This window comes from Actinoplanes flavus, from assembly GCF_017592555.1.
Classification (GTDB): Bacteria; Actinomycetota; Actinomycetes; order Mycobacteriales; family Micromonosporaceae; genus Actinoplanes; species Actinoplanes flavus.
In genome coordinates, this window is record NZ_JAGFNS010000051.1 from 21,729 (window position 1) to 39,663 (window position 17,935).

Annotated in this window: 9 protein-coding genes and 1 pseudogene; 8 read left to right on the plus strand and 2 right to left on the minus strand. The window is 75.9% G+C overall.

Annotated elements, in window-relative coordinates:
* Positions 1 to 173 precede the first annotated feature (173 nt).
* From J5X75_RS41855 to J5X75_RS41880, 6 genes are read left to right on the plus strand one after another with little or no spacing between them, the layout of a single operon-like run.
* Entirely contained in the window at positions 174 to 6,584 is a 6,411-nt protein-coding gene (locus J5X75_RS41855; protein ID WP_208473292.1) for a type I polyketide synthase, read from the plus strand.
* Positions 6,585 to 6,586: 2 nt separating this feature from the next.
* On the plus strand, positions 6,587 to 10,756 hold the full coding sequence (locus tag J5X75_RS41860) for a beta-ketoacyl synthase N-terminal-like domain-containing protein (protein ID WP_208473293.1): 4,170 nt from the start codon (positions 6,587 to 6,589) through the stop codon (positions 10,754 to 10,756).
* A complete protein-coding gene (locus tag J5X75_RS41865; protein WP_208473294.1) occupies positions 10,753 to 11,034 on the plus strand; it encodes an acyl carrier protein in 282 nt (93 codons plus the stop codon). Before J5X75_RS41860 ends, J5X75_RS41865 begins: the two co-directional genes overlap by 4 nt.
* A gap of 4 nt (positions 11,035 to 11,038) precedes the next feature.
* Positions 11,039 to 11,851, plus strand: a complete 813-nt coding sequence (locus J5X75_RS41870; protein ID WP_208473295.1) for an alpha/beta fold hydrolase — start codon at positions 11,039 to 11,041, stop codon at positions 11,849 to 11,851.
* Complete coding sequence (locus J5X75_RS41875) at positions 11,848 to 12,996, plus strand: glycosyltransferase (RefSeq protein ID WP_208473296.1); 1,149 nt, start codon at positions 11,848 to 11,850, stop codon at positions 12,994 to 12,996. Before J5X75_RS41870 ends, J5X75_RS41875 begins: the two co-directional genes overlap by 4 nt.
* Positions 12,993 to 14,930 carry a class I SAM-dependent methyltransferase gene (locus J5X75_RS41880; RefSeq protein ID WP_208473297.1) on the plus strand — a complete coding sequence of 646 codons (1,938 nt, stop codon included), beginning with the start codon at positions 12,993 to 12,995 and terminating at the stop codon, positions 14,928 to 14,930. The genes J5X75_RS41875 and J5X75_RS41880 overlap by 4 nt, the downstream gene beginning before the upstream one ends.
* Here J5X75_RS41880 and J5X75_RS41885 read toward each other — a convergent pair.
* Positions 14,894 to 16,057 carry an NYN domain-containing protein gene (locus J5X75_RS41885; protein ID WP_238490923.1) on the minus strand — a complete coding sequence of 388 codons (1,164 nt, stop codon included), beginning with the start codon at positions 16,055 to 16,057 and terminating at the stop codon, positions 14,894 to 14,896. The two genes, J5X75_RS41880 and J5X75_RS41885, sit on opposite strands and share 37 nt — an antisense overlap.
* Before the next feature lie 151 nt (positions 16,058 to 16,208).
* On the opposite strand from J5X75_RS41885, the gene J5X75_RS41890 reads away from it, so the two are divergent.
* Together J5X75_RS41890 and J5X75_RS41895 are read left to right on the plus strand one after the other, a co-directional pair.
* Complete coding sequence (locus J5X75_RS41890) at positions 16,209 to 17,183, plus strand: sensor histidine kinase (RefSeq protein ID WP_208473298.1); 975 nt, start codon at positions 16,209 to 16,211, stop codon at positions 17,181 to 17,183.
* Positions 17,180 to 17,812, plus strand: coding sequence for a response regulator (locus J5X75_RS41895; protein WP_208473299.1), 633 nt, complete (start codon positions 17,180 to 17,182; stop codon positions 17,810 to 17,812). The genes J5X75_RS41890 and J5X75_RS41895 overlap by 4 nt, the downstream gene beginning before the upstream one ends.
* Positions 17,813 to 17,831: 19 nt before the next feature.
* On the opposite strand, the pseudogene J5X75_RS45195 reads toward J5X75_RS41895, so the two are convergent.
* Positions 17,832 to 17,935: pseudogene (locus J5X75_RS45195) on the minus strand (IS5 family transposase); the annotation flags it as partial.

The window sequence follows — 17,935 nt, forward strand, 5'->3', positions numbered from 1 at the left end:
CGTGCATCGAACCTAGGCCGCGCCGGTGGCCGGTGACCACACCGGGCTCAAAATCGGTCTAAAACGGGGCATAACCGGCCAAAGTGAAGATCGTTAAGTGCAGTATCGGTGGTCGTGGGCGGCACCACCGGGTGAGCCGGGGGGACTACACCGAAGTGAACACTGCAACGATCATGGCCGTCACCCCCTTCGGGCTCCCGGACGGGCGGCTGCTGGCCGCCTGCTGCCGGGCCGGAGCGCAGGGCGTGCTGGATCTCAGCGGACACGACGGTCCGGCGACCGCCGAACTGCGGCGGGCGGCACGGTGGACGCCGGGCCGGTTCGGGGTACGGGTGAACACCACCCTGACGGCGGCCGACCTGCCGGAACAGGTGGACACCGTGGTCGTGCCGGCCGGGATCGGCGCCGCGGCCTGGGGCGGCCGGACCGTGCTCGCCGAGGTGACCGGCCTGGTCCAGGCCCGCGCCGCGATCGGCGACGGCGCCGACGGCCTGCTCGCCCGCGGCACCGAGACCGGCGACCCGGACGCCGGACTGTCCGTCTTCGTCCTGCTCCAGCAACTGCTCGCCGAACTCGGCGTGCCGGTGTGGGCGTGGGGCGGCATCGGCCCGCACACCGCGGCGGCCGCGATCGCCGGGGGAGCGGCCGGCGTCGTCCTCGACACGGCTCTGGCGCTGCTGCCGGAAGCCTGCCCGCCGCCGGCGATGGCCGCCGCGCTGACCCGGCCCACCTCGGGCGGCGGCCTGGACGCGTACCTGGCCGGCGACCTCGCCCGCCGCCACCGCGACGTGCCCGGCGTGATCCGGGCGATCCGGGCGGCCGTCGCATCCGGGCGCACCGCCCCCGCCCTCGGACCGGGCGCCCCGCTCGCCCGGCGGCTCGGCACCACCCTCCCGGTGGTCCAGGGACCGATGACCCGGGTCAGCGACCGTCCCGAGCTGGCGGCCGCGGTCGCCGCCGGAGGCGGGCTGCCCTGTGTCGCGTTGTCGCTCGCCGACGGCAAGACCAGCCAGTCCCTGCTGCGGGCGACGGCGCTCGCGGTGGCCGGGCGACCGTGGGCGGCCGGCATCCTCGGCTTCGCCCCGGAGGAGACCCGCGCCGCCCAGCTCGACGCCATCCTGGCGACCCGGCCGGCCGCCGTGATCATCGCCGGTGGCCGCCCCGACCAGGCGGCCCGGCTGGAGTCGGCGGGCGTCGCCGCGTTCCTGCACGTGCCGTCGCCCGGCCTGCTGCGGCAGTTCCTCGGCGCCGGGGCCCGCCGGTTCGTCTTCGAAGGCGCCGAATGCGGCGGGCACATCGGCCCGGCCAGCAGTTTCGCTCTCTGGCAGGCGCAGATCCCGGTGCTGCTCGACTGGCTGGACGAGCACCCCGGCGACCACCTCGACGTGCTGTTCGCCGGTGGCGTGCACGACGCCCGTTCGGCGGCCATGGCGACCGCCGCCGCGGCGCCGCTGGCCGCCCGCGGCGCCGGGGTGGGCCTGCTCATGGGTACGGCGTACCTGTTCACCGCGGAGGCGGTCGGCTCGGGCGCGATCGGGCCGGTGTTCCAGCAGGAGATGCTGCGGGCCCGCGCCACCACCGTCCTGGAGACCGCTCCCGGCCACCTGACCCGCTGCGTGGACAGCCCGTACGCCGCCGAGTTCGCCGCCGCCCGGGACCGGCTGCGTGCCGCCGGAACACCGGACCGGGAGATCTGGGCCGCGCTGGAACGCCTCAACCTGGGCCGGCTGCGACTGGCCAGCAAGGGCCTGCGGCGTACCGACGGGGGTCTGGAACCGGTCGACGAGCGGGTGCAGCGCGACGCCGGCCTGTTCATGGCCGGTCAGGTGGCCGTGCTGCGCGACGCCGTCACCACCGTGGCCGAACTGCACGCCGACGTGACGGCCGGCGCCGCCGCGTGGCTGGCCGTGCCGCCGGCCGACGCCGGAGCGGGGCCGGAACCGGAACGCGCCGCCGCACCGCTGGACGTGGCGATCGTCGGCCTGGCCGGCATCTTCGCCGGCGCCCGGGACACCGCCGCGTTCTGGTCGCAGGTGGTGGCCGGCACCGACGCCATCACCGAGGTGCCGGCCGACCGGTGGGACCCGGACCGGCACGACGTGCCGTCGCGGTGGGGCGGCTTCCTGCCCCGGGTGCCGGTCGACCCGGTCGCCTGGGGCATCCCGCCGGCGTCGCTGGCCGCCATCGAACCGGTGCAGCTGCTCGCCCTGGAGACGGCCGGGCGGGCCCTCGCCGACGCCGGATACCAGCCGTTCCCGGACGCGCCGGGCGGCGGGCGCGCGTTCGACCGGTCCCGGACCGCGGTGATCTTCGGCGCCGAGTCCGGCGGCGAACTGGCGCACGCGCTCACCCTGCGGGCCGTGCTGCCCGCCTACCTGGACGAGGTGCCCGAGGCCCTCGGCGCACAACTGCCCGGCTTCACCGAGGACACCTTCCCCGGCGTGCTCGCCAACGTGATCACCGGCCGGATCGCCAACCGGATGGACCTCGGCGGCGCCAACTACATCGTCGACGCCGCCTGCGCCTCCTCGCTGGCCGCCCTCGACGCCGCCTGCCGCGAACTGGTCACCGGCAGCGCCGACCTGGTGCTGTGCGGCGGCGCCGACACCCACAACAGCCTGCTCGACTACCGGCACTTCGCGGCCGCCGGGGCGCTGTCGCCGACCGGCCGGTCCCGTCCCTTCGACGCCGCCGCCGACGGCATCGCGCTCGGCGAGGGCGTCGGCTGCCTGGTGCTCAAACGGCTGGCCGACGCCGAACGCGACGGCGACCGGGTGTACGCGGTGATCGGCGGCGTCGGCAGCGCCAGCGACGGCCGGGCCCGCGGCCTGACCGCGCCCCGCCCCGAGGGCCAGCGGGCGGCACTGCTGCGCGCCTACCGGCAGGCCGGGGTGTCACCGGCCGAGGTGGGGCTGGTCGAGGCGCACGGCACCGGCACGGTGGTCGGCGACCGTACCGAGCTGGCCACCCTCACCGGAGTGTTCGCCGAGGCCGGCGCGGCTCCCGGCACGGCGGCGCTCGGCTCGGTGAAGTCGCAGATCGGCCACACCAAGTGCGCGGCCGGCATGGCCGGGCTGATCAAGACGGCACTGGCCATCCACACCGGCATCCGCCCGCCCACCACACATCTCACCCGACCGCACGACGACTGGTCGGAGGACAGCCCGTTCGCCTTCGACCAGGTGGCCCGACCCTGGCCGGACACCCTGGAACGGCGGGTCGGTGCGGTCAGCGGATTCGGGTTCGGCGGCACCAACTTCCACGCCGTGCTCACCGGCCACCGCGGCCCGGAACCACGCCACGGCCTCGACCAGTGGCCGGTGGAGCTGTTCCTGTTCGCCTCGTCGGCCGACGCCGCCTGGCTGCGCGGGCTGCTGGACACCCACCCACGGGCCCGGCTGCGGGACTTCGCCCGGACCGCGGCCGCCCGGCTGTCGCTCACCGCGGCGGCGCCCACCCTCTCGGTGCTCGCCACCTCGATCGACGACCTGCGGTTCCGCCTGGAAAACCTGAACCACGACGGGGTACGGGCGGCGGAGCCCCCGAAACTGGCGCTGCTCTTCCCCGGTCAGGGCAGTCAGCGCGTCGACATGTTCGCGCCGCTGCTGATCACCTTCCCCGAGCTGCGGGAACCCGCCGAGCACGGCGGCGACTGGGTGCGGGCCCTCTACCCCGGCGCGGCCTTCGACCCGGACAGCGCCCACCGCCGGCGGAACCGGCTGCGGGACACCCGCAACGCCCAGCCCGCCCTCGGGCTTACCGGCCTGGCCGCCCACCGCTTCCTCACCATGCTCGGCGTCACCGCCGACATGGCCGGCGGCCACAGCTACGGCGAAGTCGTCGCCCTCACCGCCGCCGGGGCGCTGCCGGAGACCGCCCTGCCCGCGCTGAGCATGCGGCGGGCCGAGGAGATCCTCACCGCCGCCGGATCCCAGCCCGGCACGATGGCCGCGGTCACCGGCCCGCCCGAGGAGATCGCCGACGAGATCGCCGCCGTCGACGGGGTGGTGCTGGCCAACCACAACAGCCCACACCAGACGGTCATCGCGGGCGTACCCGGCGCCGTCGAACGGGCCGCCGCCCGGCTGCGGGCGCTCGGGCACACCGTCACCACCCTGGACGTGGCCTGCGCCTTCCACAGCCCGCTCGTGTCCGCGGCCGGACCCGGGTTCACCGCGGCGGTCGCCGGGCTGTCACCGCGCGCGCCCCGGATCCCGGTGTACGCCAACCGCACCGCCCGGCCGTACCCGGACCGGCCCGCCCTGATCGCCGTCGAACTGGGCGACCAGATCGGCTCTCCGGTCCGTTTCACCGAGCAGATCGAGGCGATGTACGCCGCCGGCGCCCGCGTCTTCGCCGAATGCGGCCCCGGCACCACCCTCAGCAACCTGGTCGGCGCCATCCTGGGCGACCGCCCGCACCGGGTGGTGAACTTCGAACAGGCCGGCGGTGGACTGGCCGGCGCCCTGTCCGCGGTCGCCGAACTGGCCCTCGCCGGGGTGCCGGTGCACCTCGACCCGCTCTACCGGGGCCGCGACGCCGCCGACCTCACCGGCGCCGTCCCGGAGCCACCGCCGCGCTGGACCGTCGACGGGCACGCGGTCCGGACCGCCGACGGCGCCTACCTGACCGGCGGGATCACGGCCGCCCGGCCGGTGACGGCCACCGCCCCGGCCGGTGACGCCGACCGGCTCATCGAGGACTACCTGCGCACCACCCGGGAGTTCGTGGCCACCCAGCGCGACGTCATGCTCGCCTACCTGGGTGCGCCGCCGCCGACCACGATCGAGCCGGCGAAGGCCCCGGAGCCCACGGCGGCGCCGGAGGTCGCGGGCCCGGCCCCGGCTCTCGCCGAGCCGGTGGACACCCTCGACCGGGTACGGGCGGTGATCAGCGCCCGCACCGGCTACCCGGTCGACCTGATCGGCGCGGACGTCGACCTGGAAGCCGACCTCTCCATCGACTCGATCAAACGCACCGAGATCGTCGGCGAGCTGACCGGCGGCACCGGGCCCGCCCTGGAGCGGCTGGGCCGCGCCCGGACCGCGGGGGAGATGGCGGCGCTGCTCGACGGCGGGCCACCGGCGGTGGCGCCGCAACGGTTCATCCGGGAATGGGCGCCGGCTCCGCTGGGCGCGGACGCCGTACCGGCCGGGCGCACGGTCGCCGTCGACGGGCCGGACGGCCTGATCCGGGCGCTGCGCGAGCGGGGCGTCCCGGTCGTGGCCGGTGACGGTCTCGTCCGGGGCGGGGCGCCGGGTGACGGCGACGGTCTCGTCCGGGGCGGGGCGCCGGGTGACGGTGACGGTCACGTTCGGGGCGGGGCGCCGGGTGACGGTGACGGTCTCGTCCGAGCCGGGGCGCCGGGTGACGGCGACGATCTCGTCCTGGCCGGGGCGCTGGGCGACGGCGACGACGAGCAGCCGTGGCTGCCGGTGCTGTTCGAGAAGCTACGGGCGGCCGCCGCGACCGGCCGGGGGGTGCTGGTCGCCGCGGTCGACGGCGACGCCCGCGCCGACGGCCTGGCCGGCTTCATCCGGTCGATGCGGCAGGAACGGCCCGGCGTCCTGACCCGGCTGGTCACCGTGCCGTCCGGGGCGGACCACGCGGCCGTCGCCGCGCTGCTCGCCGCCGAACTCGACGACCGCGCCGGTGAGCCGGTCGTCCGGCACGGCACGAACCGGCAGGCGCCGTCGGTGCGGCCGGTGCCGCCGCCCCGGCCGGGCGCACGGGCCACCACCGAACTGGGCCGGGACTCCGTGGTGCTGCTGGTCGGCGGCGGCCGGGGGATCACCGCGACCGTGGCGGGTGAGTTCGCGGCCCGTACCGGTTGCCGGATCGTGCTGGCCGGGCGGACCGCGCCGGACGCCGAGCCCGAGGACGCCGAACTGGCGGCCGCCACCGACCTGAATTCGCTGCGGCGGGTGCTGGCCGGCCGCGACCCGAACGGCGTCGACCGGCGGGCCCGTGCCGTGCTGGCCCGGCGGGAGGTGGCCGCCACCGTCGCCGAACTGCGCGCGCTGAGCCGGGCCGTCGAGTACCACGCCGTCGACGTGACCGACGCCGACGCGGTGCACGCGCTCGTGAAATCGGTGCACGCCGCGTACCGGCGGCTCGACGGGGTGGTGTTCGCGGCCGGGGTGATCGAGGACCGGCTGCTGGCCGACAAGACCACCGCATCGTTCCAGCGTGTCTTCGGCACCAAGGTCGACGGCGCCCGCAACCTCTTCGACGCCCTCGACCATCTGCCGGAGCCGCCCGCCTTCGTCACCCTGTTCGGCAGCGTCGCGGCGGTCCGCGGCAGCCGGGGCCAGTGCGACTACGCGGCCGCCAACGACGCCCTCGACGACTGCGGCCGCCGCTGGGCGGCCCGCACCGGACGGCGCTGCCTCACCGTCCACTGGGGGCCGTGGGCGCCGGACCGCCGGCACGGTGGCATGGTGACCGCCGAGCTGGCCGGCCGGTACGCCGCACAGGGCGTCCAGCTGATCGATCCGGCCGCCGGCGCCGCCGCCCTGCTGGACGAGCTGACCCACGGCGACCCGGCGCTGACCAGCGTCGTCTACGCGGCCCCGGGCTGGTGACCATGGAACCGGTCGCCGTCGTCGGGATGGCGGTGCTGTTCCCCGGCGCCCCCGACCTGGACACCTACTGGCGCAACATCGTCACCGGCACCGACAGCGTCACCGAGGCCCCACCCGGGTACGGGCTGCCCACCGGCCGGCGTGGCGGCTTCCTCGGCGACCTGGCCACCGTGGACCCGGCCGCCCTCGGGGTGATGCCGGCCGCGCTGCCGCTGACCGAACCCGATCAGTTGATCGCTCTGCACGTGGCCGGCGCCGCGCTCGCCGACGCCGACCTGCGACCCGGCGCCTGCGACCCGGCCCGGATCGGGGTGATCCTCGGCCGCGGCGGCTATCTCACCCCCGCCCTGTCCCGGTTCGACCAGCGGGTCCGCGGCGCCCGCCAGCTCGCACACACTCTCACCGAGCTGCTGCCCGATCTCGACCCGGACACCGCGGCCCGGATCCGGGAGGCGTTCGCCGACCGGCTCGGCCCGGTGTCGCCGGGCGCCGAGATCGGCCTGGTGCCCAACCTCGCCGCCGCCCGGATCGCCCACCGGCACGGGTTCGGCGGCCCCGCGTACACCGTCGACGGCGCCTGCGCCTCGTCGCTGCTCGCCGTCGACCAGGCCGTCGCCGAACTCGCCCGCGGCCGCTGCGACGTGGTGCTCGCCGGCGGCGTCCACCACGCCCACGACGCCACCCTGTGGAGCGTCTTCGCCGGGCTCGGCGCGGTCAGCCCGACCGGCCGCAGCCGTCCCTTCACCGGCGCCGCCGACGGCCTGGTCATCGGCGAGGGCAGCGGCATCGTGGTGCTCAAACGGCTGGCCGACGCCCGTCGCGACGGCGACCGGGTCTACGCCGTGGTCCGCGGCACCGGGGTGTCCGGCGACGCCGGAGCGGCCAGCCTGATGAACCCGGTCTCCGCCGGTCAGGCCGCCGCGCTGCGCCAGGCCTGGTCGGCCGCCGGACTGGACCCCACCGACCCGGACGCGGTCGGCCTGATCGAGGCGCACGGCACCGCCACGGCGGCCGGCGACGCCTGCGAGCTGGCCACCCTGCACGACGTGTTCGGGCCCGGTCACCCGGCCGTGCTCGGTTCGGTGAAGGCGCTGATCGGCCACACCATGCCGGCCGCCGGGATCGCCGGATTCGTCAAGGCCGCCCTGGCCGTCCACCACGGCGTGCTGCCGCCGATGCCGGCCTGCGACGACCCGCACCCGGGGCTGGCCGCCACCCGGTTCCGGCCGATCCCGGTGGCCCGCGCCTGGTTCGGCCGCACCCGGCGGGCCGCCGTCAACGCGTTCGGGTTCGGTGGCGTCAACGCCCACGCCGTCCTGGAGGCGGCCCCGCCCGCCGCCCGCCCGCCGCGGGTCCGGGAGCCGGCGCCGGTGCTGCGGCTGGCCGCCGACACCACCGACGAACTGACCGCGCTGCTGGACCGGCCGCCGGCCGTACCGTCCGGGTCCGGCCGGATGCGGTTGGCGATCGTCGCACCCACCGCCCGCACTCTGGCCACCGCACGCCGGGTGGTCGCGGCCGGGCAACCGTGGCGGGGACGCCAGGACATCTGGTTCAGCCCGCGGCCGCTGCTGGCCGGCGGGCCGGGCCGGATCGCGTTCCTCTACCCGGGCCTGGAGGGCGAGTGCGAGCCGCGGGTCGCCGACGTCGCCGCCCGGATGGGCCGCGACCTGCGGCTGCCCGGCGCCGACGGCCTGCACCGGCACGGCGTGTCGGTCTCGCGGGTCAGCTGGCTGCTCGACGCCGCGCTGCGCGACCAGGGGGTACGCCCGGACGTGCTGGCCGGGCACTCACTGGGGGAGTGGACCGCCATGGCGGTGGCGGCCGGCTACCACGACGGCGAACTGGAACCCGTGCTGGAGGCGTTCGCCGACGCCGTCCGGCAGGTGCCCGACGTGGTGTTCGCCGCGGTCGGCGCCGGCACCGGCACCGTCGAGCCGTTCCTGGCCGGAACCGGTGTCACCGTCTCGCACGACAACGCGCCACACCAGTGCGTGGTCTGCGGCCCGTCCGGCGAGGTCGGGAAACTGCTGCTCGCCCTGGCCGGAAACGGGATCACCGGGCAGGTGCTGCCGTTCCGGTCCGGGTTCCACACGCCCCTGCTGCGGCCGTACGTGCACCGGCTCACCGCCGTCGCCGGGCTCCTCGACACGCGGCCGTGGCGGACGCCGCTGTGGTCGGCGACGACGCTGGAGCCGTACCCGGACGAGCCCGGCGCGATCCGTGAGCTGTTCGTCCGTCACCTGCTCGAACCGGTCCGGTTCCGGCCGCTCGTCGAACGGCTGCACGCCGCCGGGGTCCGCGCCTTCGTCCAGGTCGGACCGGGCGCGCTCGCCTCGCTGGTGCACGACGTCCTGCGCGGCCGGGACCACCTGGCGATCGCCGCCACCACGCCCCGGCAGACCGGGGCCGGGCAGCTCACCCGGGTGCTCGCCGCGCTGTGGGCGGAGGGCGCCGAACCCGGCGGGGACCTGCTCGCGCCGCGGAACCCGGGGCCGGATTCCGGGGCGGCGGTCCGGCTGTCGCTGGGCAACCCGCTCGTGTCGCTCGGCGAGGACGCCACCGGGCTTCTCGGGCGCGTCGCCGTACCCGCCGCGTCCGGTGACCACCGGGCCGGCGCCCTCGCCGCGGAGACCGCCCGGGCCGCGGCCGACGTCGTCGCCGCCGTCCGGCGGCGGGCCGTCCCGGCCACCACCACGACGCGCCGCCACCTGTCCCTGGACCGGCTGCCCTACCTGCGCGACCACACGTTCGTCCAGCTGCCGCCCGGCTGGCCGGAACCCGGCGACGGCTTCCCGGTGGTCCCCGCCACCGACCTGATCCGGCACCTCTGCGACGCGGCCCGGCCCACCGCGAGCGGCGTGGTGACCGGCGTGCACGACGCCGGATTCGACCGCTGGCTCGCGGTCGCGCCGCCGGTCACCGTCACCTTCGCGGTCGACACCGACACGCCGGACCGCCGCCGGGTCACGGCACAGGGGTACGCCCGCGCCACCGTCGCGTTCGGCGGCGCCTACCCGCCCGCCCCGCCGGTGTGGCCGGAACCCGGCGAACCGGGCCGCGCGCCACGCCTGACCGCCGCCCAGATGTACGCCGCCCGCTGGATGTTCCACGGCCCCGCCTACCAGGGCGTGACCGGCATCGACGGGATCGGCGCCCGGCACGTGCGCGGCACCCTCACCACCCCGGCCGCCGGCGGCGCCCTGCTGGACAGCGCCGCCCAGCTGGTCGGCTACTGGATGATGGAGGAACTGGACGGCGACAACCGGGCCTTCCCGGTCGCCCTCGCCGCGCTGCGCCTGTTCGGCCCCGACCCGGCCCCCGGCGAGAGGCTCACCTGCCACGTCCGGATCGTCGCGGTCACCGGCGGCACGGTCACCGCCGACCTCCAACTGGTCCACGACGGCACGGTGTGGGCCGAGATGCACGGCTGGCGTCTGCACCGGTTCACCAGCGACGAGGCGGTCCGGGCCGTGGACCGGTCGCCCGGCACCGCCCGGCTGGCCCGCCGGCACGAGGCCGGCTGGCACTGGGCCACCACCCACTGGGCCGACCAGGCCAACCGCGACCTGCTCGCCCGCACCTATCTCACCCCCGCCGAATGGGCCCGCTACCAGCGCCGCCCGGCTCGTGGCCGGGACGACTGGCTGCTCGGCCGGATCGCCCTCAAGGACGCGGTCCGCACCATGCTCACCGACGCCGAGGTCTTCCCGATCGAACTCGACACCGGCAACGACGAGGCCGGACGGCCGTGGATCACCGGACGGCACGGGCGCCGGCTGCCGCCACTGGCCGTGTCCATCGCCCACCACGGATCGATCGGCGTGGCCCTGGCCCGTCCGGCCGGACCGGTCGGCATCGACGTCCTCGAGGTCGCCGACCGCGACGACGCCACCGTGGCCGCGGCGCTCACCCCGGCCGAACGGGAGCTGCTCGGCGCCGACCGGGCCGTCTGGTTCACCCGCTTCTTCGCCGCCAAGGAGGCCGCCGGCAAGGCGCTCGGCACCGGCCTCGGCGGCGACCCGCACACGCTGCGCGTCATCGCCGCGAGCGACGCGGAGGTCACCGTCGCGACCACGGCGGGCGATCTGCGCGTACGCCTGACCGATCTGCATCACGAAGGACGACGGCACGTCGTCGCCTGGACCACCGACCGAGAGGTGCTGCCGTGACCACCGAAACCGTTCTCGCCGAGATCGGTGACCTGATCCGCGAGGTCCTCGACGGGTACGACCTCGGCGCCGTGCCGATCACCTCGGACACGTCGTTCGACGCCGACCTCGCCTTCGAGAGCATCGACCTGGTGGTGCTCGGCACCCTGCTCGCCGAACGTTACGGTTCGGGCATCGACCTGGCCGGATTCCTGTCCGCCCGGACGCTCTCGGAGATCATCACGTTGCGGGTCGGCGACCTCGCCGGGTACGTGACGGCCCGGTTGGAACACGCCTGAGCCGATGGCCCACATCATCGCCAACGGGGTCCGCCTGCACGTCCAGCGGATGCGGCCGGCCGATCCCGGCGCGCCGCCGCTGGTCCTCATCCACGGCCTGCTCGACACGATGGCCAGCTACTACTTCACCATCGCGGCGGCGGTCGCCGGCCTCGGGTTCGACGTCATCGCCTACGACCTGCGCGGCCACGGCCGCAGCGAACGACCACGGCAGGGGTACGGGGTGGACGACGCCACCGACGACCTGACCGGACTGCTGACCGAGCTCGGTGTCGCCGGCCCGGTGCACCTGATCGGCTTCTCCTGGGGCGGCACCGTCGCCTTCCGGTTCGCCCACCGGTTCCCCGACGGTGTCGCCTCCCTGATCGTCATCGAATCCGAGCCGCCGACCGTGGCGTGGGCCGACCGTGCCATCGACGGGCTGCGGGAACTGTCCGCTCACCTCTCCGACGCCGAGGAGGTCGCGAGAACGGAACTCGGGGCTCTCGTGCCCGCCATGGCCCGGCGGCTCACCAGGAGGGCGCGCGAGCTCGCCGTCGCCACCACCCTGGTCGAGGACATCACCGACCGTACCGGTCTGGTCGACGTCTATCCGGACGGCTGGCTGCGGTGCCCGCTGCTGCTGATCGTCGGCGGTGACTCCCGTCTGCACTCCCGTCTGGACGCCATCGTCGGGCTGTTGCCGCCATGCGACGTCGTGGTGGTGCCCGGCCAGCACCATCAGCTGCTCGCCTTCGCGCCGGGGGAGGTGGCCGCCGCCGTCCTGCCGTGGCTGGCCGCCCGCCGGGACGCCCGCGCCGGGGCCGTGGCGCCGTGAGCCGTTTCCTGATCGTGGTGCCGCCGTTGACCGGCCACCTCACCCCGCTGCGGCCGGTCGCCGCCCGCCTCGCCGCCCGCGGCCACCACGTGGTGTGGGCCGGGGCCGGCCGCTGGCTGCGGGACCGCCTCGGGCCGGTCGCCGAGATCCACGACTGCGTTCCGGCGTCCTTCACCGTCGGCGCCCGCGAACCCGGGCTGCGCGGGCTCGCCGCGCTGCGGTTCCTCGTCGAGGACTTCCTGCGGCCGCTGGCGACCGCGATGCTGCCCGGGCTCCGCGCCGCGATCGTCCGGCACCGCCCCGACGTGGTCGTCACCGACCAGCAGGCGTGGGCCGGGGCCTACGCGGCCGCCGAAGCCGGGCTGCCCTGGGCCACCTCCGCCTCCACGTCGGCGGAACTGTGCGATCCCTACCCACCGAACGTCCACGACTGGCTGCGCGGCTGCTTCACCCATCAGCGGTGGGTGGCCGATCCGCGCCTGTCGCCACACCTGATCCTGGCCTTCAGCGTCCCGGCGCTCGCCGGCCCGGCCGCCACCACGTCGCCGTCGGTGCGCTGGGTCGGCCCGGTCCCGCAGGACGACCCCGGCGCCTGGACGTCGCCGTGGCCCACCGGGAAGCCACTCGTGCTGGTCACGCTGGGTACCCAGTCCACCGAGACGGGCGCCCGTTTCCTGCGGGAGTGCGCCGGTGCCCTGGCCGCGCGCCCCGGCCTGAACGCGGTGATCGCCGACCCCGGCCGGGTGGTCGGCCCGTGCCCCGAGCACGTCCACGTGACGCCGTGGGTGCCGCAGCAGGCCGTGCTGAAGCGGGCCGGCCTGGTGATCTGCCACGCCGGGCACAACACGGTCACCGAATCGCTGTGGCACGGCCAGCCGCTGGTGGTGGCCCCGATCCGCGACGACCAGACCGTCGTCGCCGCCCAGGTGGTCAGCGCGGGCGCGGGCGTCCGGCTGCGCTTCGCGCACGCCACCGCCGCTCACATCGGCGCGGCCGTCGACACGATCCGCGCCGATCCCGGGTACGCCCACGCGGCGGCCCGGATCCGTTCCGCCTGCCGTGCCGCCGGTGGCGCGGACGAAGCGGTCACCCACCTGGAAGCTCTCGCACGGTCCACGACTCTGATCCCGGAGGTCACCCGTTGAACGGGTCGATGCTGCCCGCCGCCGCCGCGGCCGCCGTCCTGGTGCTGGACGGGCTGCGCCTGCGTGCCCGTCTCCGCGCCATCCCGTCGCTCCCCGCCCGGAATCCGGTCGTGGTGCCCTCCCCGCCCGCCCGGCATCCGGTTCCCGTGACCGCCTCGTCCGCCGGGAGCCCCATCTACGTGCCGGCCGATCGGGAGCCGGTCACCCCGCCCGGCGACGGGACCGACCGCTTCGTGCTGGTCACCGCCGCCGGGGTCACCGTCGACGAACGGACCCACCGGCAGGCGGTGGCACACGCCGAGCGGGAGGGCCTCGCCGTACTGGATCTGGTCCCCGCCGACCTGCCGATGGCGCAGACGTTCACCCTGGCCCGCCAGGTCGACCCGGCCACCTACCGGACCGATCCGCTGGCGCCCGGCCGGGGCGCCGGTCAGGCCCTGCTGGTCGACGCGGCCCTGGCCGCCCGTGCCGGTGTGCGATCCGGCGACGGCCACGACCCGGCCACCATGATCCGGATCACCGACCGGCTCAAGAAGTACGCCGCGGCCGACGCCGGCCTGCTCGTGACCCCGGAGGTCGCCGCCGTCCCCGCCGACCCGGCGACGTTCCGCGCCCGGCTGCGCGCCGCCACCGTCTCGCCGCACGCCACCCTGGCCATCCGCCTGTACGGCTACCTGCTGCTGGCCACCGCGATCGTGCTCGACCCGGCGTGGGGACTGCTCGCCCTGGCCGGCTACGTCACCCAGCCCTACCTGGTGACGGCCGGCACCGGCCTGCGCCCGGCCGACCGCCTCCGGGCCGCCTGGCTGCGCCCGGTCCGCGATCCGCTGCGCTGGTGGCGGTGTGCCCGGGGGACGTGGCGGTCACCGTACGACCGGCAGATGGACGAACGCCGCGCCCACGCCCGGACCGTCTACGCGCGGGACCTGGCCGACGGCACCGGCCGCTTCTTCGAGCCCCGCCGCGACGACTGCCCCTGGTGCGGCGGCACCCGGTTGCGGCGCCGTCTCACCTCACCGGACCGGATCATGGGCAAGCCCGGCTCCTTCTCGCTCGAGAGGTGCGGGGACTGCGGGCACCTCTTCCAGAACCCCCGGCTGAACGCCGCCGGCCTGGAGTTCTACTACCGGGACGTCTACGACGGGCTGGGCGCCTCCGGCAGCGAGAAGCTCCTGGCCGGCCACGTCGACTCCTACCGTGGCCGGGTGACCATGGTTCGCGCCCACACCAGCCCGCGCAGGTGGCTGGACGTCGGCACCGGCTGGGGCCACTTCTGCCGGTACGCGGCGCCCCATCTGCCCGGCACCGTCTTCGACGGCCTCGACATGGGCGACGGCGTCCTGGAGGCTCAGCGCCGTGGCTGGATCGACCTCGCCCACCAGGGCATGTTCCCCGCGTCGGCGGACCGTCTCACCGGCCACTACGACGTCATCAGCATGCATCACTACCTGGAGCACACGCTCGATCCGCGGGCCGAGATCGGGGCGGCGGCCCGTGCCCTGCCACCCGGCGGCCACCTGCTCATCGAGGTCCCGAACCCGCGGTTCGGCCCGGCCCGCCTGCTGCGCAGCCTGTGGCTGCCGTACTTCCAGCCACAGCACCTGAACCTCATCGCGCTGCCCCGTCTCGTGGAGGCGGTCGCCGCCCAGGGTCTGACCGTGGTCGCCACCGACACCGGCCGCGCCCACCAGCCGTGCGACCTCTCCGGCGCCCTGGCGCTGTGGCTCAACAGCCGCTTCCCCGAGCCGGACCGGCCGTGGCTGCCGGTGCCCGCGACCCGCCTGTCCCGCGCCCGGCACAGCATGGCCTGGTCCATGGCGATCCCGGCCCTGGTCCTGGCCGCCGTGACGGACCGGCTGCTGGCCGCCGCGATCGCGCCCACCTCCGGCGGCAACTGCTACCGCCTGCTGGCCCGCAAACCCGTGGCGGGCTGACCGTCAGCGGCGGCGGTGACGGGCGCGCCGCCGCGCGTACCCTCGACGGGTTTCGGCGATCCACCGCGGCCGCAGGCGCGGCAGGCACCGCGACGGCGCAGGTGGTAGGCGTAGGTGGCGACCGCGAGGCCGGCGCTCCAGAGCAGCCAGAGGATGCTGGGCACCCGCAGCGCCCAGCCGTCGCCGAGGTCCGGGTCCCAGACCATCATCAGCCCGGCCGGAACCAGGACGACGGCGACGATCGACGCGGGCACGACCGCGAGGGCGGGCGGCACCGGCTTTCCGGCCTTGAACCAGATCCATCGCGGGTAGACCTCGCCCCACCGGCTGACCAGGCCGTGGGTGAGGACGCCGCCGACCGCGGACGCGATCGCGCAGCCCAGGCCGACGCTCAGCATGCCCGGCGTGTCCTGCATCATCCGCAGGAAGTCGTGGCTGATGCCGAGGGGATGGCCGAGAAACCAGGCCACCCGGGTGATCTCGTACGGCAGCGGCGCCACGCAGGCGACCAGCACGGCCCAGCGTCCCCACCGCAGCAGGGTTCGCCGGGACGGGCCGGGGCCGGCGGCGGGATGGCGGCCGCAGTGCCGGCATGCGCCACGGACCCGGCGCTGATGGGCGAGCGTGGCGGCGGCCCACAGCAGGCCACCGGCGAACAGGATGATCAGGTTGGTGCGGTGCCAGTACAGGATGTCGCCGATCCCCTCCTGCGGGCCGGGCACGCCGGTGAACGCGAAGACCAGCAGCACCGGGCCGAACGCGATGAGGGCGATCATCGTGTAGTCGGGGATGACCAGAGTCAGCCCGGCCGCCGTGATCCAGCCGAAGGCGGTCATCGCAGCCGCGGCGCGCCGGGAGCCGGCGCCGCGGGTCATCGCCAGCGCGACGACCGCTCCGAGCAGCCCGAGCGCGGCCATGACCGGGGCGACCACCTCGACCGGGCTGCCCTCCAGCAGCGATCCCGACCGGCGGTCGTCGGCAGCCGGAGCGAACGGGAACCCACCGCCGCCGGCCGTCCAGTACAGACCCAGCGAGCCGTACATCAGTGACCAGCCGGCGGCCGCGTATCCCGACCAGCACGGCCAGCGCCGCCACCATTCCGCCATCCGTGCCGTCATTCGAGACATGTCGCTCCCTCCCGGATCCGTCGTCTCCCAGCCTCGGCCTCCGACGTACGCGGAACCATCTGCCGAAACGGCGATCCGGGCCCGGTCGGCCCGCGGTTCTCTGCCGATCGGCAGAGGGCGGTGGCTCCGGTCGGCCGCCTACGATCGGGCCATGCTGCGTGCCCTGCTCGGCTGGATCGCCATGGCCGCCGGCGGTGTCTCGCTGTGCGCGAGCCCGCTGGCCGGCGCCGCGCCGAACCTCCACTTCGTCGTGTCCGGGACGCTCGCGGCGCTGCTCGCGGTGGCGGTGCGGTGGGGTCCGCGCCGGCACATCGTCGGGGCCGCGCTGCTCGCCGGTGGCGCGATGGCGTCCTGGCTGTGGGTTCTCGCCGCTGATCTGCCCATCGTGGAGCGGGTGGCGGCGGCGCTGGTGTGGACGGCTCCGGCGGGGCTGGCACTCGTCGTCGGCGGCTATCCGCGGTTGACCGCCCACCAGCGCGCCGTGGAGGTGGAGCAGGCCCGGCAGGAGCTGCGGCTGCGGTGGGCGCGGGATCTGCACGACTTCGTGGCCCACGACGTGAGCGGCATCGTCGCCCAGGCGCAGGCGGCCCGGTTCGTGGCGTCCGGCCGTCCCGAGGCGGCCGGCGCGGCGCTGGAACGCATCGAGGCCGCCGGGCTGGCCGCGCTGGCGACGATGGACCGCATGGTCGGCATGCTGCACGAGCCGGACGGCCCGGCGGTCCGGCCGGTGCCCACGCTGGTCGACCTGCCCGAACTCGTCGACCGGTTCCGGGCCGGTGGGGACGTCGACGTCCGGTTCACCGAGGACCCGCGCCCGGTGCGGGCGCCACGCGACACCGGTGCGGTGGCGTACCGGGTCGTGGTGGAGGCGCTGACCAACGTCCGCCGGCACGCGGCCTCGGCACGGCGGGTCGACGTCGTCGTCGCCGGCGGACCCGCCGGTGTCGAGGTGCGGATACGCGACGACGGACCCGGCGCCACACCGTCGCGGCGGCCGCCCGGCGCCGGTGGCCGGGGACTGGCGGCCCTGCGGGAGCAGGTTGCCGCGGTCGGCGGCGCCCTGACCGCCGGGCCGGCCGGCCGCGGCTGGGAGGTCGTCGCCGTGTTCCCCGGCGGTGGCTCGTGACCACCCGGGTCCTGCTCGCCGACGACCATCCGGACGTGCGCGGCGGCTTTCGCCTGGTGCTGGACTCCCAGCCGGACATCACGGTGGTCGGTGAGGCCGCCGACGGGACGGCGGCCCTGGACCTGGCCCGCCGGCTGCGGCCCGACGTCGTCCTCACCGACATCCGGATGCCGGGCATCGACGGCCTGGAACTGACCCGGCTGCTCACCGAGGCCGGCCTGCGCGTCGTCGTGGTGACGACCTTCGACCACGACGCGTACGTCGACGGCGCGCTGCGCAACGGCGCGTGCGGTTTCCTGCTCAAGCGGTCGGGCCCGGCGCTGCTGGTCGAGGGTGTCCGCGCGGCGGTCGCCGGCGACGCCCTGATCAGCCCGGAGGTCACCGTCCGGCTGCTGCGGGCCGTGACGGCGGCGGCCCGGCCGGAGGAGCCCAACCCGCTGACGAACCGCGAGACCGACATCGTCCGGCTGGTCGCCCGGGGCCTGACGAACGCCCAGATCGGCGCCGAGCTGTTCATCTCGCCCGGCACGGCCAAGACCCACATCGCCAACATCCAGGCGAAACTCGGCCTGCACAACCGGGTCGCCGTCGCCGGCTGGGCATGGCGTGCCGGCCTGGCCGACCCCTAAGGCGTGTTTCATAAGCCGGTCAGAGCCACTCGCAGATGACCGTGATGGTTAGGACGGCCTGGAATCGGACGGCCAACTTGTCGTAGCGGGTGGCCACGCCGCGGTGGCGCTTGAGCCGGGCGA